Source organism: Burkholderia sp. Z1, assembly GCF_014893795.1.
Lineage (GTDB): Bacteria > Pseudomonadota > Gammaproteobacteria > Burkholderiales > Burkholderiaceae > Burkholderia > Burkholderia theae.
The window spans coordinates 3,342,438-3,362,387 of record NZ_JACFYL010000001.1; the positions used below are offsets into that span (position 1 = coordinate 3,342,438).

Genomic DNA, 19,950 nt, shown 5'->3' on the forward strand with positions numbered 1-19,950 from the left:
TCAGACGCCGGCCGTCTCGGTCGCCGCGACTTCGCCGCCGCCCTTCAGCGCCTGGCGCAGCTTGTTGCGGTCGAGCTCCTTCTCCCATGCGGACACGACCACCGTCGCGACGCCGTTGCCGACGATGTTGGTCAGCGCGCGGCATTCGCTCATGAAGCGGTCGATGCCGAGGATCAGCACCATGCCCGACAGCGGGATCGTCGGCACCACGGCCAGCGTCGCGGCGAGCGTGATGAAGCCCGCGCCCGTGACACCGCTCGCGCCCTTCGACGTCAGCATCGCGACCGCCAGCAGCGTGAGCTGCTGCATCCACGTCAGTTCGATGTTGGTCGCCTGCGCGATGAACAGCACGGCCATCGTCATGTAGATGTTGGTGCCGTCGAGGTTGAACGAATAACCGGTCGGCACGACGAGGCCCACGACCGAACGCGAGCAGCCGGCCTTCTCGAGCTTTTCCATCAGCTGCGGCAGCGCGGCTTCCGACGAGCTCGTGCCGAGCACGATCAGCAGCTCTTCCTTGATGTAGGACACGAAGCGGATGATCGAGAAGCCCGTGAAGCGCGCGATCGTGCCGAGCACGACGAGCACGAACACGACCGACGTCAGGTAGAACGTGCCGATCAGCTTGAGCAGCGGCACCAGCGAGCCGACGCCGTACTTGCCGATCGTAAACGCCATCGCGCCGAACGCGCCGATCGGCGCCAGCTTCGTGACGATGTGCACGATGCCGAACAGCACGCGGGTGAGCCCGTCGATGAAGTCGGTGACGACCTTGCCGCGCTCGCCGAGGTGCGCGAGCACGCTGCCGAACAGCAGCGCGATCAGCAGGATCTGCAGGATTTCACCCTGCGCGAACGCATCGACCATCGTGTTCGGGATGATGTGCATCAGGAAGTCGACCGTCGACTGCCCGTGCGCCTTCGCCGCATACGACGCGACGGCCTTGCCGTCGAGCGTCGCCGGATCGATGTTGAAGCCGACGCCCGGACGCAGGATGTGCGTGGCCGCGAGGCCGAGCAGCAGCGCGAAGGTCGACACGATCTCGAAGTACAGCAGCGCCTTGCCGCCGACGCGGCCCACCTTCTTCATGTCCTCCATGCCGGCGATGCCGGTGACGACCGTACAGAAGATGATCGGACCGATCACCATCTTGATTAGCTTGATGAACCCGTCGCCGAGCGGCTTCATGTCGGTGGCGATTGACGGGTAGTAGTGGCCGAGGATCACGCCGACGATGATGGCGAAGATCACCTGCACATAGAGCACTTTGTAGAAGGGTTTCTTCTTCACGATGGTTCCTGCTGAAGTAGATGAGCCGGTGGATACGGCGTCACGCGCGCGGGCGAATGCCAGGGGAGTCACTCGCCCGCGCGGCTGCCGTGCCGCAACAAGCGATGCCTCAAGACGTCCGGAGGGGGAGGAAGGCAGTGGTCATCGATTGTCTCCTGTCGACCCGAGTTAGCGCTTCAGCGCTTACTCGGGTCCCATGCAACGCTTGTTTAATAGTCAGGCCGGTGGGCGGCCATGCGTTTTATATTGCAAGGTCGATGCCAGGTTCCCGAAACCCCTCAAGCCGTTGTTTTCATTGTATTTCTCACAATGCGGCAGGCAAGGAAATCCGGGATTCCGGATTTCCGGAAAATATCCGTCCGGCGATCCGGACGGATACGCACATTCATCCGACGAATCAGTGCTGCACGGCCTTGCCGGCCAGCAGGCCCGTCTGCGCGTAGAACTCCTGCTGCTCGAACGCGGCGCGCTCGCGCCGTGCGCGCTCGCCGCGATCCGCGAGCGAGCCGACGATGATCCCGATGAACGCGAGCGGCACCGACACGAGCGCCGGGTTGTCGAGGAACACCGGCGCGTGCGCGTGGTGCAGCACGTCGACCCACACCGACTTCGACAGCACCGTGAGCGCCACCGCCGACACGAGGCCGAGGCCGCCGCCTAGCACCGCGCCGCGCGTCGTCATCCCGCGCCAGAAGATCGACATCGCGAGCACCGGGAAATTCGCGCTCGCGGCCACCGCCGCGACGAGTCCGACCATGAACGCGACGTTCACGTGCTCGAACAGGATCGACAGCCCGATCGCGACGGCCGACAGCACGATCGTCGCCGCACGCGAGATGCGCATCTCCAGGCGCTCGTCCGGCTTGCCGCGCGCCCACATCTGCGCGTACAGGTCGTGCGAGATCGTCGTCGCGCCGGCGAGCGTCAGGCCCGCGACCACCGCGAGGATCGTCGCGAACGTGACGGCCGCGATGAAGCCGTAGAACCAGTTCCCGCCGACCGCCTGCGCCAGCTTCACCGCGACCATGTTCGAGCCGCCGAGCAGGTCGTGCGTCAGGTTGAACGTGCCGTTCGCGGCGAGCCGGAAGAATTCCGGATGCTGCGCGAGCAGCACGATCGCCGAGAAGCCGATCACGAAGGTCAGCAGGTAGAAGTAGCCGATGAAGCCGGTCGCATAGAGCACCGACTTGCGCGCCTCCTTCGCGTTCGGCACCGTGAAGAAGCGCATCAGGATGTGCGGGAAGCCGGCCGTGCCGAACATCAGCGCGATCCCGAGCGACAGCGCGTTGGCCGGATCGCGGATCAGCTTGCCGGGCCCCATGATGCCGAGCGCGCCCGGGTGCACGGCCACCGCGCGGCGGAACATCTCGTCGACGCTGAAGCCGAATTCGCCGAGCGCGAGCAACGCGAGCAGCGTCGCCCCGCACAGCAGCAGCACGGCCTTGATCACCTGCACCCAGGTCGTCGCGGTCATCCCGCCGAAAAACACGTAGACCACCATCAGCACGCCGACGATCAGCTCGGCCGTGCCGTACGACAGCCCGAACAGCAGCTGGATCAGCTTGCCCGCGCCGACCATCTGCACGACGAGGTACAGCACGACGATCGTCAGCGCGTTCGCGGAAGTCATCAGCCGGATCGGCCGCTGCGCGAAGCGGTACGCGACGACGTCGACGAATGTGAACTTGCCGAGGTTGCGCAGCGGCTCGGCGATCAGGAACATCACGAACGGCCAGCCGACCAGAAAGCCGATCGAATAGATGAGCCCGTCGAAGCCGAACATGAACACCATCCCGGACAGCCCGAGGAACGACGCGGCCGACATGTAGTCGCCGGCGATCGCGAGGCCGTTCTGCAGCCCGGTGATGCCGCCGCCGGCCGTGTAGAAGTCGCGCGTCGAGCGGGTGCGGCGCGCGGCCCAGCGTGTGAGCGCGAGCGTCGCGAACACGAACGCGAAGAACATCCCGATCGCGACCGGGTTCAGTTCGACCTTGTCAGGCATCGGGCCCGCGACGGATACCGCATGGGCGACGGAGGAAACGAGAGAAGCAAGCGCGCCGAGCGCGATCGATGTGCGTCGCATGTCGGCCTCCATCACGAGCGCTGAAGAATCGCGTCGACCCGGCGGTCGAACACGCGGTTCGCGCGCAGCACGTAGCACGCGGTCAGGCCGATCGCGACCAGGATGATCGCGACGCCCGCGGCGATCCCGACCGTCGTCGTCGCGCCGCGGTACAGCGGCGTCGCGAGCACGTGCGGCGCAAGCGCGACGAACAGGATGAAGCCGTAGTAGGTGGCGATCATCAGCGCCGTCAGCACGAAGCTGAAGCGGCGCCGCGCACGCACGAGCTGCTGGTAGTCGCGGCGCGCCGTGACCGATTCGATGACGGAAAGCTCCATGGTGTCTCCAATGTCTTCTCGTCATGTCGCGAGAAGTGTCTTGTGGATGGCCGGCGCGTGATCCGATCCGCCCGCGCCGCGGCGGCAATTAAACGCGTTACACGATGCGATCCGCACGCAGCCGCGCGACTTCATCAGCCGACATCCCGAGCCAGCCGCCGAGCACCGCGTCCGTATCCGCGCCCAGCACCGGCGGCGCGCCGCGCACCGGCAGCCGTGCGCCGTCGAAGCGGTACGGCGGTGCCAGCAAGTCGACCTCGCCCGCGACCGGATGCGGCTGCCGCGTGACGAGCCCGGCGCGGGTCGCGCGCTCGGACGTCAGCGCTTCGTGCAAGCCGAGCACTTCGCCGCACGGAATGCCCGCGTCGGCGAGCGCCGTGAGCAGCGTCGCGCGCGACCGGCGCGCGAGTTCGCGGCGAATCTCGGGCAGCAGGTCCGCGCGGTTTTCCGAGCGGCCGAGGTTGGTCTTGTAACGCGCGTCGGCCGCGAGGTCAGGCCGCTCGATCGCATCGCAGAAGCGTGCGAACTGCGTGTTGTTGCCGACCGTGATCACGAGCGGGCCGTCGACCGCGTCGAACACGCCGTACGGCACGATCGACGGATGCGCGTTGCCGTAGCGCGGCGGGTCCTCGCCCATCAGCAGCGCGTCGAGCCCGTAGTACGCGGTGATCATCAGCCCGCAGTCGAACAGCGCCATCTCGATGCGCCGCCCGCGCCCGGTCGCATGGCGCTCGTACAGCGCGGCAAGGATCGCCTGCGCCGAATACATGCCGGTGAACAGGTCGACCGCCGCGACGCCAAACTTCAGCGGCGGCTGGCCGGCCTCGCCGTTCAGCGCCATCAGCCCGGCCTCGCCCTGCACGACGAGGTCGTAGCCGGGCCGCGCGGCCTCGGCGCCCGAACGGTCGTAGCCCGAGATCGCGCAGTGCACGAGGCGCGGATTCAGCTCGGCCAGCGCGTCGTAGCCGAGGCCGAGCTTTTCCGCGCCGCCGAACTTGAAGTTATGGATCACCACGTCGGCCTGCGCGGCCAGTTCGCGCGCGACGCGCTGTCCGGCTTCCGTCTGCAGGTCGACGCAGATCGACCGCTTGCTGCGGTTCACGCTGTTGAAATACGTGGTCTCGGTGTCACCGATCCGCAGCCCCCAGTCGCGCGTATCGTCGCCGCGCGCCGGATGCTCGACCTTGATCACTTCCGCGCCGAAATCGGCGAGCACCATCGCACACCACGGGCCCGCGAGCACGCGCGAGAAATCGAGCACCTTCACGCCGGCCAGCGGCAACGCGCGCGGTTCGTTCGTCATCCTTGTCTCCTCCATTCGCGTCGTTTGCTTTTACTGTTTCGACAGCGCGATGTAGCGCGCGAGATGGTGATCCTCGTCGCCGAGCTGATGATCGATCATCACGAGGCGTTTCGCGTAATGCGACAGCGGCAGCTCCCACGTCATCCCGATCCCGCCGTGCAACTGGATGCTCTCTTCCGCGACGAGCGTGCCGATCCGGCCGATGCTGACCTTGGCTGCCGCGAGCGCGCGTTCGCGCACCACGCGCGGCGCATCGAGCTGCGCGGCCGCGTTGATCACGGCCGAGCGCGCCTGCTCGACTTCGAGCAACAGGTCGGCCATCCGGTGCTGCAGCGCCTGGAAACTCCCGATCGGCATGCCGAACTGCTTGCGCGTGCGCAGGTATTCGAGCGTGTGCTCCTTCGCGACGTCCATCGCACCGAGCGCTTCCGCCGACAGCGCGAGCAACCCGTAGCCGAGCACGCGTTCGAGCAGCGCCGCGCCCGCTTCGCCGTCGTGATCGCCGAGCGCGGCATCGGCTCGCAGAGCGACGCGCTCGAAGCGCACCTCCGCCGCGCGGCCGCCGTCGATCTTCCGGTAGTCGCGCAGCGACACGCCCGGCGCGTCGGCCGGCACGACGAACAGGCCGATGCCGGCCGCATCGTCGTCGCGGCCCGACACGCGTGCGCTGACGACGAAGAATGCCGCCTGCGCGGCCTGGTCGACGACGCCCTTCGCGCCCGTCAGCACCCAGCCGTCGCCCGATCGTTCGGCGCGTGTGCGCACGGTCGTCAGTTCATAGTGCGAGCCCGGCTCGTCGTGCGCGAACGCGGCGCTCGCGCTGCCGTCGATCAGCGCCGCGAGCTTGTCGCGATGCGCGTCGCCGCCGGCCAGCGACAGCGCGCGGCCGGCCAGCAGCGCGCCGAGGAACGGCTCAACAACGAGCCCGCGCCCGAGGCATTCGAACACCACGGCGATGTCGAAACCCGCGCCGCCGAAGCCGCCGTCGGTTTCGGGAAACAGCGCGCCGACCGTGCCGAGCTCGGCAAAGCGCTGCCACATCGTGCGATCGAAGCCTTCGGCCGACTGCGCGATGCGATCGCGCACCGGGAACGCGTACTGTTCGGCGATGAAGCGGTTCAACGTGTCCGCCAGCATCCGGCGGTCTTCTGTGTGCTGGAAATCCATCGTCGCGTCCCTCGTTACAGCCCGAGCATCATCTTCGCGATGATGTTCTTCTGGATCTCGTTCGAGCCGCCGAAGATCGACAGCTTCCGGTTGTTGAAGTACTGCTGCGCGGCGCTCGCGGCGTCGTCCGGGCCGACCGGTTCGCCGTCGTAGTCCGCATCGAGCGCTGCGTCGACGAACGGCTGCGCGTACGGCCCCATCGCACGCCGCATCAGCGACGTGATCTCCTGGCGGATCTGCGTGCCGCGAATCTTCAGCATCGAGCTTTCCGCGCCCGGCGCGCCGCCGCCCGCGACCGCGGCCAGCACGCGCAGGTTGGTCGTGCGCATGTTCTCGAGCTCGATCTCGACGCGCGCGACGCGCGCCGCGAAGAACGGATCGTCCGCGAGCGGCCTGCCGTTCTTCGTCACCTTCGCGGCGACCGCGCGCAGCCGGTCGAGCGCGGCCGTCGAGAAGCCGATCCCGGCGATGTTGGTGCGCTCGTACGTGAGCAGGAATTTCGCGTAGGTCCAGCCGCGGTTCTCTTCGCCGACGAGGTTGTCCGCCGGCACGCGCACGTCGGTGAAGAACACTTCGTTCACCTCGTGCTCGCCGTCGAGCGTGATGATCGGGCGCACGTCGACGCCCGGCGTGTTCATGTCGATCAGCAGGAAGCTGATGCCTTCCTGCTTGCGCACGTCGGTCGCGGTGCGCACGAGGCAGAAGATCATGTTCGCGTAGTGGCCGAGCGTGGTCCACGTCTTCTGGCCGTTCACGATGTAGTGCTCGCCCTGCGCGTCGATCCCGCGCACCGCGCTCGTCTTCACCGCCGCGAGATCGGAACCGGCGCCCGGCTCCGAGTAGCCCTGGCACCACCAGTCGGTGCCATCGAGGATGCGCGGCAGCCAGTGGCGCTTTTGCGCTTCGTTGCCGTACTTGATCAGCACGGGGCCGAGCATGTTCACGCCGAACGGCACGATGCGCGGCGCACCGGCGAGCGCGCATTCGTTGTCGAACAGGAACTTCTGCGCGACGCTCCAGCCGGGGCCGCCGTATTCGCGCGGCCAGTGGCTCGCGAGCCAGCCGCGCGCGTTGAGGATCGCGTGCCATTCGCGCATGTCGTCGCGCGTGAGATGCAGGCCGCCCTTCACCTTGCGCGCGATGCGCTCGGGCAGTTCGGCTTGCAGGAAGCGCTGCACTTCCGTGCGGAACGCTTCCTCGTCGGGAGTGAAATTGAGGTCCATCTTCGGTCCGTTGCGAATGCGGTTGGCGTTCAGTCGACGCGGTTCAGGCTCGCGAAATCCGCGCCGCGCGCGACGAGTTCGACGAGAAGCGGCGAAGGCTTCCAGAACAGCGGATCCTCCTTCGCGAACGCGCGGATATCGGCGAGCACGTTCGCGAGGCCAAGCGTGTCCGCGTAATGCATCGGGCCGCCGCGATAGCGCGGGAAGCCATAGCCGTACAGGAACACCGCGTCGACATCGAGCGGACGCAGCGCGATCTTCTCGTGCACGACGTTCGCGCCTTCGTTGATCATCGCGGCGAGGTAACGACGCAGGATTTCGTCGTCGCTGAACGTGCGTGGCGTGATGCCCTTCTTCGCGCGCTCTGCCGCGACGATCGCGTCGACCTCAGGGTCCGGCGTGCCGACGCGCGCGCCGTCCGGATACAGGTAGTAGCCGCGCGACGTCTTCTGCCCGAACCAGCCGCGCTCGCACAGCCGGTCGGAAATCTCCACGTAGCGCGCGCGCGGGTCGCGCGTCGCCGCGCGGCGCTTGCGGGTCGCCCAGCCGATGTCGCCGCCCGCGAGGTCGACGACCTGGAACGGCCCCATCGGGAAGCCGAATGCGCGCACCGCGCGATCGATCTGGTACGGCGACGCGCCGTCTTCCATCAGGTAGTCGGCCGCCGTGCGATAGACGGCGAGGATCCGGTTGCCGATGAAGCCGTCGCACACGCCCGCGCGCACCGGCGTCTTCTTCAACTGCTTCGCGAGTGCGAACGCGGTCGCGACGACGTCGGCACTCACGCGCGCCGGCACGACGATCTCGAGCAGCTTCATCACGTTGGCCGGCGAGAAGAAATGCAGGCCGATCACGTCGGCCGGCCGGTCGATGCTCGCGGCCAGCGCGTCGATGTCGAGATACGACGTGTTGGTCGCGAGCACCGCGCCCGGCTTGCAGACGCGCGCGAGCTCGGCGAACACGGCCTGCTTCACGGCCATGTCCTCGAACACGGCCTCGATCACGACGTCGGCCTGCGCGAGCGCGTCGTACGACGTGCTGCCCTTGAAACGCGCGAGCCGCGCCGCGTGCGCGGCCGGCGTCATCCGCCCTTTCGCGACGAGGCCGTCGTACACCTTCTCGACGTGCGCGCGGCCGCGCGCGAGCGACGCTTCGTCGCGTTCGATCATCGTCACCGGCAATCCGGCGTCGAGCGCCGCGACCGCGATCCCCGCGCCCATCGTGCCGCCGCCGACCACGCCGATCCGCTCGACTGGCCGCGCGCTCGCCCGCCGCGCCTCGGGCGCCTTCGCCGCTTCGCGCTCCGCGAAGAACGCATGCACGAGGCCCGCGCGCTGCGGGCTGTCGATGCACTGCAGGAACAGGCTGCGCTCGAACTTCATCCCCGCGTCGAACGACTGCGTGAGCGCGGCCTCGACCGCGTCGACGATCTTCGCCGGCGAGAACAGCCCGCGCGATTTCTTCGGCAGCTCCGCGCGCGCCGCGTCGATCGCGGCCTGCGCGGCCGCGCGATCGGCGAGCCCCTGCGCATCGCGCGTGCGGCGCACCGGCGCGCCGAGCGACAGGAGTTCCTGCGTGTAGGCGAGGCCTTCGGCGAGCGTGTCGTCGCTGTGCGCGACGCGGTCGACGAGGCCGAGCGTGAGCGCTTCGTCGGCGCTCGCGTGGCGGCCCGTCAGCATCAGGTCGAGCGCGGCCTTCGCGCCGATCAGGCGCGGCGCGCGCTGCGTGCCGCCCGCGCCGGGCAGCAGGCCGAGCGTGACTTCGGGCAGCCCGAGCTTCGCGCCGGGCACCGCGAGCCGGTAATGCGCGGCCAACGCGACTTCGAGGCCGCCGCCGAGCGTCGCGCCGTGCAGCGCGACCACGACCGGCTTCGTGCCCGATTCGATCCGCTCGCACACGTCGGGCAGCGACGGCGGCACGGGCGGCTTGCCGAATTCGCGGATGTCGGCGCCCGCGATGAAGTTGCGGCCGGCGCCGACGATCAGCACCGCGCGAATCGCGTCGTCGGCCTGCGCGGCGTCGAGCGCGTCGGCGAGGCCGCGCCGCACGTTGGCGGACAACGCATTGACGGGCGGGTGGTCGATCGTGACGACGAGCACCTTGTCGCGCCGCTCGCGCGTGACGGTGCCGGCCTGGGGTGTGGCGGGCGATGCGGAGGAATTCATGGTGTCTCCTGTGGTGTGTGCACCAAGCATGTCCCGATTCTCGATTGATCGAGATTCATTGACAATTCCCGCACGCCTTTACAAGCTGTCAAGTCTGACTTGACACTGAATGCTTTCCGACCGTTAAACGGGACGGATCAGGAGCACACGCATGGACCTGAACGCGCTGACGCTGCTCGTCGAGATCCTCGACGCCGGCAATCTCAGCAAAGCCGCGCAGCGGCTCAAGATGAGTCGCGCGAACGTCAGCTATCGGCTCAACCAGCTCGAGCGCTCGATCGGCCAGCAGCTCGTGCGGCGCACGACGCGGCGCATCGAGCCGACCGAGATCGGGCTGAAGCTGTACGAGCACGGCCGGCGCATCCGCAACGAGCTGCTCGCCGCGGAGGAATCGGTGACGACGCTCGGCCAGGACCTGCAGGGCCGCGTGCGGCTGTCGGTGCCGAGCGGCTATGGGCAGATGGTGATGTCCGAATGGCTGCTCGCGTTCAAGCGGCTGCACCCGGGCATCGTGCTCGACGTCGTGTTCGAGAACCGCGTGGAAGACCTGATGCGCGACGAGATCGACATCGCGGTGCGCGTGATGCCCGAACCGCCGCAGAACCTCGTCGCGCGCGACATGGGCGCGGTGCGCTACGTCGCGTGTGCGTCGGCCGCGTTCGTGGCCGCGCACGGGATGCCGTCGAGCCTCGGCGCGCTCGCGGCCGCGCCGGTCGTCACCGCGACGGTGATGGGCCGCCAGCTCAGGATCGCCGCGTATCTCGGCGACGAGCGGCATGAAGTGCTGCTCGAGCCGACGCTGATTTCGGAGAACTTCCTGTTCCTGCGCCAGGCGATCCTCGCGGGGATCGGCGTCGGCATCGTGCCCGACTACGTGGTGCAGGACGACATGCGGCGCGGCGCCGTCGTCACGTCGCTCGACGCGTACCGGCTCAGCATCTTCGGCACGCACATGTACATGCTCTACATGCCGAACCGGCACCACACGCGCGCGACGTCGACGTTCATAGAGTTCATCCTCGAACAGGCCGGAAAGACCGGCCGGGGCGGGCCCGGCGGGATGCGTCAGGGTTTCCTGTCGGGTGACAATCCGCCGGCCGCGCGGCGACAATAGCGCGCCGGGGCGCGCACGGCGCGCAGCCTGCGCGGGCAGCCCCGTTGCGCCGGCACCGCCGCCGCCACCGAATTCACTGCTGCCGAGGGTTCAATGTTCGACCGGATTCGTCCGCATTCGCGTCCCTGGACGCTGCTCGCCGCCGTCGCGCTCGTCGCGTTCAACGCCGGCTGCACGTCCCCGTCCACGCCGTCGGGCGCCGTCGTCCCGGTTGCCGCCGCGTCGGGCACCGCCGTCCCGCTGCCCGGCTTCCACGCGCCCGAGCAGTCGTCCGGCTGGACCGACAAGCCGGGCTGGACCTCGCAGCACTTCATGATCGCGGCCGCGAACCCGCTCGCGACACAGGCCGGCTACGACATGCTGAAAGCCGGCGGCACCGCGATCGACGCCGCGATCGCGACGCAGATGGTGCTCGCGCTCGTCGAGCCGCAATCGTCGGGGATTGGCGGCGGCGCGTTCATGCTGTACTTCGACGGCAAGGCGACGCAGGCGTACGACGGCCGCGAAACCGCGCCGGCCGCCGCGACCGACCGCCTGTTCTACGGCCCGACCGGCCAGCCGATGGGTTTCTACGAAGGCGTCGTCGGCGGGCGTTCGGTTGGCGCGCCGGGCGTGCTGCGCATGCTCGACGCCGCACACCGCGCGCACGGCAAGCTGCCGTGGCGCCGGCTGTTCCAGCCGGCGATCCGGCTCGCCGAGCACGGCTTCACGATCAGCCCGCGACTCGCGATGCTGATCGCGAACGACAAGTACCTGAAGAACGACCCGGCCGCGCGCGCGTACTTCTACAACCCGGACGGCACGCCGAAGGCGGCCGGCACGGTGCTGAAGAACCCGGCGCTCGCGACCGTGCTGCGCCAGGTCGCCGACCGCGGCGCGAACGCGCTCTACACCGGCGCGATCGCGCGCGACATCGTCACGAAGGTGCGCAAGCACCCGACCAATCCGGGCCTGCTGTCGCTGCAGGATCTCGCGCGCTACAAGGCGAAGGTGCGCACGCCGCTGTGCGCCGACTACCGGCGCTCGGTCGTCTGCGGGATGCCGCCGCCGTCGTCGGGCGGCCTCGCGATCGCGCAGATGCTCGGCATCCTCGAGGCGATGCCCGACTGGCAGCAGATCGGCGCGCAGAAGCCGGTGCGCAACGACGTCGGCTACGAGCCGACGCCGTTCGCCGCGCACCTGTTCAGCGAAGCCGGACGCCTCGCGTATGCGGACCGCGCGCGTTATGTCGCCGATCCCGATTTCGTGCCGCTGCCGGGCGGCAACTGGGCGAGCCTCACCGACAAGACCTATCTCGCGCAGCGCGCGCGCCTGATCGGCGACAACAGCATGGGCGTCGCGCAGGCCGGCACGCCGCAGGGCGCGACGCTCGCGATGGCCGACGACCGCAGCCCCGAACTGCCGTCGACGTCCGACATCGCGATCGTCGACCGCTACGGGCAGGCGTTGTCGATGACGACCAGCATCGAGGATGCGTTCGGCTCGCGGCTGATGGTGCGCGGCTTCATGCTGAACAACCAGCTCACCGATTTCTCGTTCGTGGCGAACGACAACGGCCGGCCGGTCGCGAACCGCGTGCAGCCCGGCAAGCGGCCGCGCTCGGCGATGTCGCCGGAGCTTGTGTTCGACAAGAAGACGAAGCAGGTGACGATGATCGTCGGCTCGGCCGGCGGCCCCGCGATCATCAATCACGTCGCGAAGGCGCTGGTCGGCGTGCTCGACTGGGGCATGACAATGCAGCAGGCGATCGCGCTGCCGAACTTCGGGTCGATGAACGGGCCGACGCAGCTCGAGCGCGGCCGCGTGTCGGACGCGCTCGCCGAAGGGCTCAAGGGCCGCGGGCACGACGTGCAGGTCGTCGAGATGAACTCGGGGCTGCAGGGCATCCAGCGGCTGAACGTGCAGGGGCAGACGGTGTGGTTCGGCGGCGCGGACCCGCGGCGAGAAGGGATCGTGATGGGCGAATGAGCGCGGCAGGCCGGGGCGGCGTGTGTGCGTCGCCCGCGTAATCTGGGCCGCATCAGCCCCTGCCCTTCCACGGCACGATCCGCCGCTCGACCCATCGCATCGCGAGGTCGAACAGCCACGCAATCGCGCCGATGATCAGGATGCCCATCACGACGATATCCGTGCGCAGGAAGCTCGATGCGTTCAGCACCATCTGCCCGAGCCCGGCCGTCGCGGCGACCATCTCGGCCGCGACGAGCGTCGTCCAGCCGAACCCGATCGCGATCCGCAGCCCGGTGAGAATCTCCGGCAGCGCGGCCGGCAGCACGACATGGCGCACGATCTGCGCGAAGCTGCCGCCGAGCGAATACGCGGCGTTGATCTGCTCGACCGTCGCCGCACGCACGCCGGCGCGCGCGGCCATCGCGATCGGCGCGAAGCACGCGAGGAAGATCACGACGAGCTTCGCCGTTTCGTCGATGCCGAACCAGATCACGACGAGCGGCAGGTATGCGAGCGGCGGCAGCGGCCGGTAGAACTCCAGCAGCGGATCGAGCACGCCGCGCGCGACGCGGCTCACGCCCATCAGGATGCCGGCCGGCACGCCGAGCGCGGTCGCGAACAGGAAGGCGCCGAACACGCGCGCGGCACTCCACAGCAGATGCTCGGACAGCGGCAGGCCGCCCTGGATGCGGCCGTGCCATGCGTCGACGAATGCCGTCCATACGGCTTCCGGTGCCGGCAGGAACAGCGGCGGCAGCCACTGACGATGCGTCGCGACCCACCACAGCGCGGCCAGCGCCGCGACCGTCGCCGCGCTCAGCCCGGCCGTCTTCCCCTGCCCCGGCAACCGGTACCGGTGCGACGCGCGCACGGGGCGCGCCGCCGCAGGACGCCGCGTCGCGCGCTCGTCCTGCTCGAAACCCGCGGCCGCGCGATCGGCCGCCCACGAATCCTGCGTGCTCATGTTGTCCTGCCTGGTCAAAGTGCTGTTCCGGCCGCGCCCGACGGCCACGCCCTGCCGCGCGAGCTCGCGCATCACGCGGGCTCCGCGACCGCCTCGTCGCGATGCAGGTACGCGATCAGCCGCTCGCGCCACGCGATGAAATCCGGCGACGACTTCACCGCGCGCGCATCGCGCGATTCGACGTAACGACGCGCGAACGGCAGTTCGAAGGTTTCCGCGATCCGGCCGGGGCCCGGCGTCATCACGACGAGACGTGTCGCGAGGAACAGCGCCTCCTCGACATCGTGCGTGATGAAGAACACCGTCTTGCCGGTACGCGCCCACACGTCGAGCACGAGCGCCTGCATCGTGCCGCGCGTCATCGCGTCGAGCGCGCCCATCGGCTCGTCCATCAGCAGCACGCGCGGATCGCTCGCGAGCGCGCGTGCGATGCCGACCCGCTGCTGCATCCCGCCCGACAGTTCGTACACGCGCGCATGCGCATGGCCGTCGAGCCCGACGAGCGCGAGCATCTCGCGCGCCCGCGCTTCGCGTTCGGCCTTCGACACGCGCGCAAAGCGCAGCCCGAGCGCGACGTTGTCGAGCACGTCGAGCCACGGCAGCAGCGCGTATTTCTGGAACACGACGCCGCGATCGGCGCCGGGGCCCGTGACCGGCACGCCGTCGACGCGCACGTCGCCGGTCGTCGGCGCGACGAACCCGGCCATGCAGTTCAGCAGCGTCGTCTTTCCGCACCCGGACGCGCCGAGCGCGACGACGAATTCACCGGCGTCGATGCGCAGGTCGACGCGCGCGAGCGCCTGCGTCGTCGGCCGTCCGCGCTCGCCCGGATAGGCAACCGATACCTGACGGACTTCCAGCGTGCTCATGGTCGATGGCTCCGCGATGGGTCGCCGCGCTCAGCGCGCGGCCTTCTGCACGAACTGCGGATCGACGCCGGCCGAATAGTCGGACAGCACCGTCTGGATCGTGCCCTGCGATTTCAGGAACGTGGCGGTGGCCGCGAGCGACTTCGCGGCGCCCGATTGCGCACCGCCGCCGAGCCACGTCGGCGACGCCTGCTCGGCCGCCGTCGGGAACGCGTAGAGCGCGAGACTGGCCGGCACGTCCTGCGCGTTCGCGCCCGACACCTTCGCCACCGCCGCGACCTGCGGCGAGCCGACCTTCCACGCGGCCGCATGCGCACGGTAGTCGGCATCGGCGGCCGCGAGCACCTTCACGAAACGCGCGACGAACTCGGGGTTGTCGCGCGCGAACTTGCGGCTCACGACGAAGCCGTCGAAGGTCGCCTTGCCACTTTCTTTCGCAACCTGGCCCGACGTCGTCAGCACGGTGCCCGATTGCTTGACCTTCGCGAGCACGGGATCCCAGATATAGGTCGCGTCGATGTCGCCGCGCGCCCAGGCGGCCGCGACTTCCGGCGGACGCAGGTTGACGATCTTCACGTCGTTCGGATTGACGCCCGCGGCCTGCAGCGCGACGAGCGTATGGAAATGCGACGTCGACACGAACGGCACGCCGATCTTCTTGCCCTTCAACGCTGCGATGCTGGTGACGCCCGAGCCGTTGCGCGCGACGAGCGCCTCGGCGTCGTTGATGTTGTCGAGCACCCAGAACAGCGAGATGTCGAGCCCCTGCGACAACCCGGCCGCGATCGGGCTCGAACCGGCTTCGCCGAGCTGCACGGAACCCGACGCGAGTGCGCGGATCACGTCGGCGCCGCTGTCGAGCTTGCGGAACGTCACCTTGTAGCCGGTCGCCTTTTCGACTTCACCGCTCGCCTGCGCGTAGCGCCACGGCACGACCATGTCCTGGTACGCGATCACGACTTCGCGCGATTCGGCGTGTGCCGCGCCGAACGCGGCCAGGGCGGTCAGCGCGACGACGGCGCGGCGGATGAAGCTGAAACGGGACATGCGGCTCTCCTTCGGAATGCGGGCATTGCTGCGGGAGAGCCGACTATAGGAGCTTTGCGCGCGGCGGGAGCGAACTTATCCTGCGAAGCTATCGATGCCGTTTCAGCTTTGCTTTCCACGCTCGACCGGATTGCGCGTCCGGTCGGGTGGCGGTTGCGGTGCGGGGGCGCGGGTGGCACGTTTCATTGAGAACATGCCCGACTTGAGTCATGCGCGGCCTTGATGGGCGTGAATCGGTCAGCCTTCGTGTGCGATGCGGCGCAGCGGTCTGCCGAGAAGCGCGCGCGCCCGTTCCGTCTGAGCGTGTTCGAACGCATCCTCGAGATCGTCGAGCTCGCGGGCCGTCATGCCGATATCGGCCGACTGGCCAACGCGCCGCCAGCCCTGAATCCCATCGAACACCTCGCCCGTCACGGCAAGCGCCTGCTCGCGCGTCAATGCGAAATAGCCGCATGTTTCGAGCAGCATGTCGATCGAATCGATAGGACCGGTATCCTCGGTAAGCCACGTTTTCGATTCACGCAGCTTGCCGGGCATCGGATTCACGTCGAACGCGGGTGCGAGCCTCCAGCGCCCGTCGCCGTCGTACAGAAAACCGAGATTCTGCAGATGGTCGTCGGTGTTCGTGATGAGCAGGTTGAACACCAGGCGCCGCCAGAGCTGGCGGACATCGTCGAGCGGACGCGCGCCGCGCTGCTGCATGACGTCCACGATCTCGGTATAGGCATGCTCTTCATGGCGGGATGCCTGAAGCATCGATGCGGCAGACAGATACGGAATGCGAAGACCGTCGTCGGTCCGGTCGAACCGCTCGATGAGCGCGACTGGCGTGCCGCCTACCTTCACGCATCGCGCCCCCGCCGCGTCGATCCCGGCCGCGCGCGCGAGACGCAGCGCGAGCACTTCGGCCCGCGTCACGCTGATGGTGTCGCCGATACTCGGAAACTTGCCGATCGCCAACCTGCCATGCTCGTCCAGTACCGTGCATTTCGGGCGCATGCCGCCCAGCGACGTACCCTTGCCCTGCAGGTAACGCAGATCGGCGGTCGTATCGGTGCCCGCCTCGAGCGCGCGAGTGGCATCGGCGATCCGCTCGAGCTCGATGAACGGCGGAGTGGTCCGGCGACCGCCCTCTTCGGTCCGCAGGTACTGGCCCGCACGACAGAGGCGCAGCGCACCGACCCGGCTGAAGTCGTCCACCGCACACAGATAATCCAGCTCGTTGAGTGGCCTCAGGTCGGGCTGGGTCCGGCGCAGCTTCGCGTGCGCGCGATCGATGACGCGCCGGCCCCATGCATCGGGCTCCGTATCGGCGAGCGCGAAGTGAAAGACCGAATCCACGGCACGCGGCGCGCGACGGGTGTGATAGCCGGGTTGCAGCGGCAGGTCGGGAGAAATCTCGAAGCGATCGGGATGCGTCAGCCAGGTCTCGTCGTAGACGAACTGGGACAACTCACGCCGCCCCTGACTCACGTACAGCACCTGCCCGACAGGCAACCCGGCCGTGCCGATATGCAGGTCCAGCGCCTCGCTGATATCCGGTTTGATCGCTTTGCCGTTCATTCGCTACTCAAAATGCGTGGGTGGTTTTCTTGCGCGTGCGAATCCGCCGCGGCAGTTGCTCGTCCATCAGCGCAAGCCCGACGTCGTCCTGTGCGCTGTCGAGGAGATCGCTCAGCCGGTCGAGTTCACCGAACACCTGGAGCACGCGCGCGAGCACATGCAGTTGCATGCGCGGATCGCCGGCCTCCAGACGCTTGATCGTGCTGAGCCCCGCACCGACGCGCTCGGCCAGTGCCTGTTGCGTCAAGCCGCGCCGACGCCGGCCGCGATTGATGTCGCTGCCCAGTTTCTTGAGCGTACGCTGCACGGTGACAGGCAGGGGTCGCTCATCCTTATGGCTCTCACCCGGACCTTTATCTCGATTTACGGTTTCCATGAGACCTATTATAGGAGGAGATCCAACGATCTCAAGGTCATTGGATCTGTAATAGCTCTCATGAGAATCATAAAATTAGATAAAAGCTCCTATCGGATACCTTAAAGAATATCGCCGAGAAACAGCATGCTGTCGCGCACAACGCGAACACCATCGGCAGCAACCTTGGCGTATCACACGGACCGACACTTCGTCGTCACCACCCATGCTCGAGCACAACCGGCCGGAGATCAATTCGGCCGGTTGGGCATATTCCGAGCAGCCCCAACAAAAAAGCCCGCATCGCTGCGGGCTTTTTCGACTGCGTGAATGCAGCGGGAACGCGACGCTCAGACCACGCCGGCCCCATGCGCCTGCAGGTCGGCGTGATAGCTCGAACGCACCATCGCGCCGACGGCCGCGTGCGTGAAGCCCATCTTGTACGCCTCTTCCTCGTACATCTTGAACGTATCCGGATGCACATACGCACGCACCGGCAGGTGGTGCTCGGACGGCTGCAGGTACTGGCCGATCGTCAGCATGTCGACGTCGTGCGCGCGCAGGTCGCGCATCACCTGCAGGATTTCCTCTTCGGTCTCGCCGAGGCCGACCATCAGGCCCGACTTCGTCGCGACGTGCGGATGCAGCGCCTTGAAATCCTTCAGCAGCTTCAGCGAGTGCGCGTAGTCCGAACCCGGGCGCGCTTCCTTGTACAGGCGCGGCACCGTTTCGAGGTTGTGGTTCATCACGTCGGGCGGCGCGGCGTTCAGGATCGAGATCGCGCGGTCGAGACGGCCGCGGAAGTCCGGCGTCAGGATCTCGATGCGCGTGTCCGGCGACTGCTCGCGCGTTTCGCGGATGCACTCGACGAAGTGGGCGGCACCGCCGTCGCGCAGGTCGTCGCGGTCGACGCTCGTGATCACCACGTACTTGAGCTTCAGCGCGGCGATCGTGCGCGCGAGGTTCTTCGGTTCATCGGTGTCGAGCGGATCGGGACGGCCGTGGCCGACGTCGCAGAACGGGCAGCGGCGCGTGCACTTGTCGCCCATGATCATGAACGTCGCGGTGCCCTTGCCGAAGCATTCGCCGATGTTCGGGCAGCTCGCTTCCTCGCACACGGTGTGCAGGTTGTGCTCGCGCAGGATCGTCTTGATCTCGTTGAAACGCGAGCTGCCGGTGGCCGCCTTCACGCGGATCCACTCGGGCTTCTTCAGCTTCTCGATCGGAATGACCTTGATCGGGATGCGCGCCGTCTTCGCCTGCGCCTTCTGCTTGGCGGTCGGATCGTAGGCCGGGGTCGCGGCCGAATCGGCCGGTGCGGGAGAAGCGGTAACGTCAGTCATTCGAATGTTCCAGTGCCTGCGGCTTGTCGGCGGCCGCGGATGCGCCGTCGAGGTTGGCGATCAGACGGCGCACCAGCGTGTGGGCGACGTCGTTCCAGTCGGCGGCAACCTCGAGGCTCGCCATGTCGACAGTTTCCAGTCCGGCATAGCCGCACGGGTTGATCGCAAGAAACGGGCGCAGATCCATCTTCACGTTCAGGCTCAGCCCGTGATAGCTGCAGCCGTTGCGGATCTTCAGGCCGAGGGCCGCGATTTTCGCGCCTTCGTGCGCGCCGGATGCCACGTAGATCCCGGGCGCGCCCGCCTTGCGGACCGAAGCGAGATTATACGCCGCGAGGGTTTCGATCACGGCCTCCTCGATCTTCGTCACGAGCGTGCGCACCATCAGCTTGCGCCGGCGCAGGTCCAGCAGCAGGTAGACGACGATCTGGCCGGGGCCGTGGTAGGTGATTTGTCCGCCGCGGTCGACCTTCACGAGCGGCACGCCGCTGTCGGCCACCAGCAGGTGGGCCGGGTCGCCGGCCTGGCCGAGCGTGTAGACGGGCGGATGCTCGACCACCCAGATCTCGTCGCCGGTGTCGGCCGTGCGCGTGTCGGTGAACGCGCGCATCGCGTCGAAGCTCGTTTCGTAGGGCTCGACGCCCCGCCAGCGCACGGTGACCGGGTGAACCGGCGATTCGGCGGGCGTTGCGGAAACGGCGACAGGCGTGGACACGATGGAAACCGGCGAAACGGACATGGGCGGTAGTTTACCGAAAACCCATGGGTCTCGCCGGCCCTGGAAAGGGACGGATACCCGGTATCCGTCGGACAAAATGCCGGTCAGACGGTGCGCCATCCGTCATGGAACAGCGCGGTGACGCGTTCGCGCAGCCGTGCCAGCCCGCCGAGCGCGACCTCCCGGGTCGGCCGCGACACCGAGAACGCGACGCACGCGCCCTCCCGGCCTTCCGCGCTGAGCCACAGCCGCTCGCCGCGGCGCAGCTTCAGCGTCTCGCCGTCGACCAGGAAGTAGTCGTCGACGTCGTTGCTGCGCGTGGCCCACACCGGCCCGCACTGGACAACCAGCCGCGTGCTGCGTTGCACCTTCATCGGCACGGTTTCGCCCGCGGGGATTTCGAACGTGATGCTTGAAGAAATTTCTTGCATGATCGACTCCGCCAATAAATGCTTCGATGGCTACAATCGTAGTCACTT

General features: G+C 67.9%; 17 protein-coding genes. 2 read left to right on the top strand and 15 right to left on the bottom strand.

Annotated features, from left to right (window positions below; genetic code table 11):
• The 7 genes from H3H55_RS15535 to H3H55_RS15565 all read right to left on the bottom strand — a co-directional run bounded on the left by H3H55_RS15535 (position 1) and on the right by H3H55_RS15565 (position 9,548).
• The gene (locus H3H55_RS15535) at positions 1-1,290 is read right to left on the bottom strand and encodes a dicarboxylate/amino acid:cation symporter (RefSeq protein ID WP_048247097.1); all 1,290 of its coding nucleotides are present in this window, start codon (positions 1,288-1,290) and stop codon (positions 1-3) included.
• A gap of 397 nt (positions 1,291-1,687) precedes the next feature.
• Positions 1,688-3,373, bottom strand: a complete 1,686-nt coding sequence (actP, locus tag H3H55_RS15540; RefSeq protein ID WP_193099173.1) for a cation/acetate symporter ActP — start codon at positions 3,371-3,373, stop codon at positions 1,688-1,690.
• A gap of 11 nt (positions 3,374-3,384) precedes the next feature.
• Positions 3,385-3,690 (bottom strand): DUF485 domain-containing protein, encoded by a 306-nt coding sequence (locus H3H55_RS15545; RefSeq protein WP_048247102.1) that lies wholly within the window; start codon positions 3,688-3,690, stop codon positions 3,385-3,387.
• Positions 3,691-3,787: 97 nt separating this feature from the next.
• On the bottom strand, positions 3,788-4,993 hold the full coding sequence (locus H3H55_RS15550) for a CaiB/BaiF CoA transferase family protein (protein ID WP_193099175.1): 1,206 nt from the start codon (positions 4,991-4,993) through the stop codon (positions 3,788-3,790).
• A 30-nt stretch (positions 4,994-5,023) separates the two neighbouring features.
• Entirely contained in the window at positions 5,024-6,160 is a 1,137-nt protein-coding gene (locus H3H55_RS15555; protein ID WP_193099177.1) for an acyl-CoA dehydrogenase family protein, read from the bottom strand.
• Positions 6,161-6,174: 14 nt separating this feature from the next.
• Entirely contained in the window at positions 6,175-7,383 is a 1,209-nt protein-coding gene (locus H3H55_RS15560; protein ID WP_129513055.1) for an acyl-CoA dehydrogenase family protein, read from the bottom strand.
• Positions 7,384-7,412: 29 nt separating this feature from the next.
• Entirely contained in the window at positions 7,413-9,548 is a 2,136-nt protein-coding gene (locus tag H3H55_RS15565; protein WP_193099179.1) for a 3-hydroxyacyl-CoA dehydrogenase NAD-binding domain-containing protein, read from the bottom strand.
• Positions 9,549-9,699: 151 nt separating this feature from the next.
• On the opposite strand from H3H55_RS15565, the gene H3H55_RS15570 reads away from it, so the two are divergent.
• Entirely contained in the window at positions 9,700-10,662 is a 963-nt protein-coding gene (locus H3H55_RS15570) for a LysR family transcriptional regulator (RefSeq protein WP_193099181.1), read from the top strand.
• 93 nt (positions 10,663-10,755) lie between these two features.
• Positions 10,756-12,630, top strand: a complete 1,875-nt coding sequence (gene ggt / locus H3H55_RS15575) for a gamma-glutamyltransferase (protein WP_193099183.1) — start codon at positions 10,756-10,758, stop codon at positions 12,628-12,630.
• A gap of 52 nt (positions 12,631-12,682) precedes the next feature.
• On the opposite strand, the gene H3H55_RS15580 is transcribed toward ggt, so the two are convergent.
• From H3H55_RS15580 to H3H55_RS15615, 8 genes are all read right to left on the bottom strand, one after another.
• Complete coding sequence (locus H3H55_RS15580) at positions 12,683-13,648, bottom strand: ABC transporter permease subunit (RefSeq protein ID WP_129514704.1); 966 nt, start codon at positions 13,646-13,648, stop codon at positions 12,683-12,685.
• Complete coding sequence (locus tag H3H55_RS15585; RefSeq protein WP_048247118.1) at positions 13,648-14,445, bottom strand: taurine ABC transporter ATP-binding protein; 798 nt, start codon at positions 14,443-14,445, stop codon at positions 13,648-13,650. The genes H3H55_RS15580 and H3H55_RS15585 overlap by 1 nt, the downstream gene beginning before the upstream one ends.
• A gap of 30 nt (positions 14,446-14,475) precedes the next feature.
• Positions 14,476-15,492, bottom strand: a complete 1,017-nt coding sequence (gene tauA / locus H3H55_RS15590) for a taurine ABC transporter substrate-binding protein (protein ID WP_193099185.1) — start codon at positions 15,490-15,492, stop codon at positions 14,476-14,478.
• Between the two features lie 237 nt (positions 15,493-15,729).
• Positions 15,730-17,055, bottom strand: coding sequence for a type II toxin-antitoxin system HipA family toxin (locus H3H55_RS15595; RefSeq protein WP_193099186.1), 1,326 nt, complete (start codon positions 17,053-17,055; stop codon positions 15,730-15,732).
• 7 nt (positions 17,056-17,062) lie between these two features.
• Positions 17,063-17,431 carry a helix-turn-helix domain-containing protein gene (locus H3H55_RS15600; protein ID WP_193099188.1) on the bottom strand — a complete coding sequence of 123 codons (369 nt, stop codon included), beginning with the start codon at positions 17,429-17,431 and terminating at the stop codon, positions 17,063-17,065.
• A 329-nt stretch (positions 17,432-17,760) separates the two neighbouring features.
• Complete coding sequence (gene lipA / locus H3H55_RS15605) at positions 17,761-18,753, bottom strand: lipoyl synthase (RefSeq protein ID WP_048247121.1); 993 nt, start codon at positions 18,751-18,753, stop codon at positions 17,761-17,763.
• Positions 18,746-19,492: a lipoyl(octanoyl) transferase LipB gene (lipB, locus tag H3H55_RS15610; protein ID WP_129514705.1), complete on the bottom strand. Its 747-nt coding sequence runs from the start codon at positions 19,490-19,492 to the stop codon at positions 18,746-18,748. The genes lipA and lipB overlap by 8 nt, the downstream gene beginning before the upstream one ends.
• Positions 19,493-19,575: 83 nt before the next feature.
• Positions 19,576-19,902 (bottom strand): DUF2917 domain-containing protein, encoded by a 327-nt coding sequence (locus H3H55_RS15615; protein ID WP_048247164.1) that lies wholly within the window; start codon positions 19,900-19,902, stop codon positions 19,576-19,578.
• Between the last annotated feature and the right edge of the window lie 48 nt (positions 19,903-19,950).

Excerpts from the sequence above, each read along its gene's own strand:
- actP (WP_193099173.1), bottom strand. The coding sequence starts at position 3,373 with ATGCGACGCACATCGATCGCGCTCGGCGCGCTTGCTTCTCTCGTTTCC.
- H3H55_RS15555 (WP_193099177.1), bottom strand. The coding sequence starts at position 6,160 with ATGGATTTCCAGCACACAGAAGACCGCCGGATGCTGGCGGACACGTTG.
- H3H55_RS15570 (WP_193099181.1), top strand. The coding sequence starts at position 9,700 with ATGGACCTGAACGCGCTGACGCTGCTCGTCGAGATCCTCGACGCCGGC.
- lipB (WP_129514705.1), bottom strand. The coding sequence starts at position 19,492 with ATGTCCGTTTCGCCGGTTTCCATCGTGTCCACGCCTGTCGCCGTTTCC.
- H3H55_RS15565 (WP_193099179.1), bottom strand. The coding sequence starts at position 9,548 with ATGAATTCCTCCGCATCGCCCGCCACACCCCAGGCCGGCACCGTCACG.
- H3H55_RS15615 (WP_048247164.1), bottom strand. The coding sequence starts at position 19,902 with ATGCAAGAAATTTCTTCAAGCATCACGTTCGAAATCCCCGCGGGCGAA.
- H3H55_RS15560 (WP_129513055.1), bottom strand. The coding sequence starts at position 7,383 with ATGGACCTCAATTTCACTCCCGACGAGGAAGCGTTCCGCACGGAAGTG.
- tauA (WP_193099185.1), bottom strand. The coding sequence starts at position 15,492 with ATGTCCCGTTTCAGCTTCATCCGCCGCGCCGTCGTCGCGCTGACCGCC.
- H3H55_RS15600 (WP_193099188.1), bottom strand. The coding sequence starts at position 17,431 with ATGGAAACCGTAAATCGAGATAAAGGTCCGGGTGAGAGCCATAAGGAT.
- H3H55_RS15550 (WP_193099175.1), bottom strand. The coding sequence starts at position 4,993 with ATGACGAACGAACCGCGCGCGTTGCCGCTGGCCGGCGTGAAGGTGCTC.
- H3H55_RS15580 (WP_129514704.1), bottom strand. The coding sequence starts at position 13,648 with ATGCGCGAGCTCGCGCGGCAGGGCGTGGCCGTCGGGCGCGGCCGGAAC.
- lipA (WP_048247121.1), bottom strand. The coding sequence starts at position 18,753 with ATGACTGACGTTACCGCTTCTCCCGCACCGGCCGATTCGGCCGCGACC.
- ggt (WP_193099183.1), top strand. The coding sequence starts at position 10,756 with ATGTTCGACCGGATTCGTCCGCATTCGCGTCCCTGGACGCTGCTCGCC.
- H3H55_RS15585 (WP_048247118.1), bottom strand. The coding sequence starts at position 14,445 with ATGAGCACGCTGGAAGTCCGTCAGGTATCGGTTGCCTATCCGGGCGAG.
- H3H55_RS15595 (WP_193099186.1), bottom strand. The coding sequence starts at position 17,055 with ATGAACGGCAAAGCGATCAAACCGGATATCAGCGAGGCGCTGGACCTG.
- H3H55_RS15545 (WP_048247102.1), bottom strand. The coding sequence starts at position 3,690 with ATGGAGCTTTCCGTCATCGAATCGGTCACGGCGCGCCGCGACTACCAG.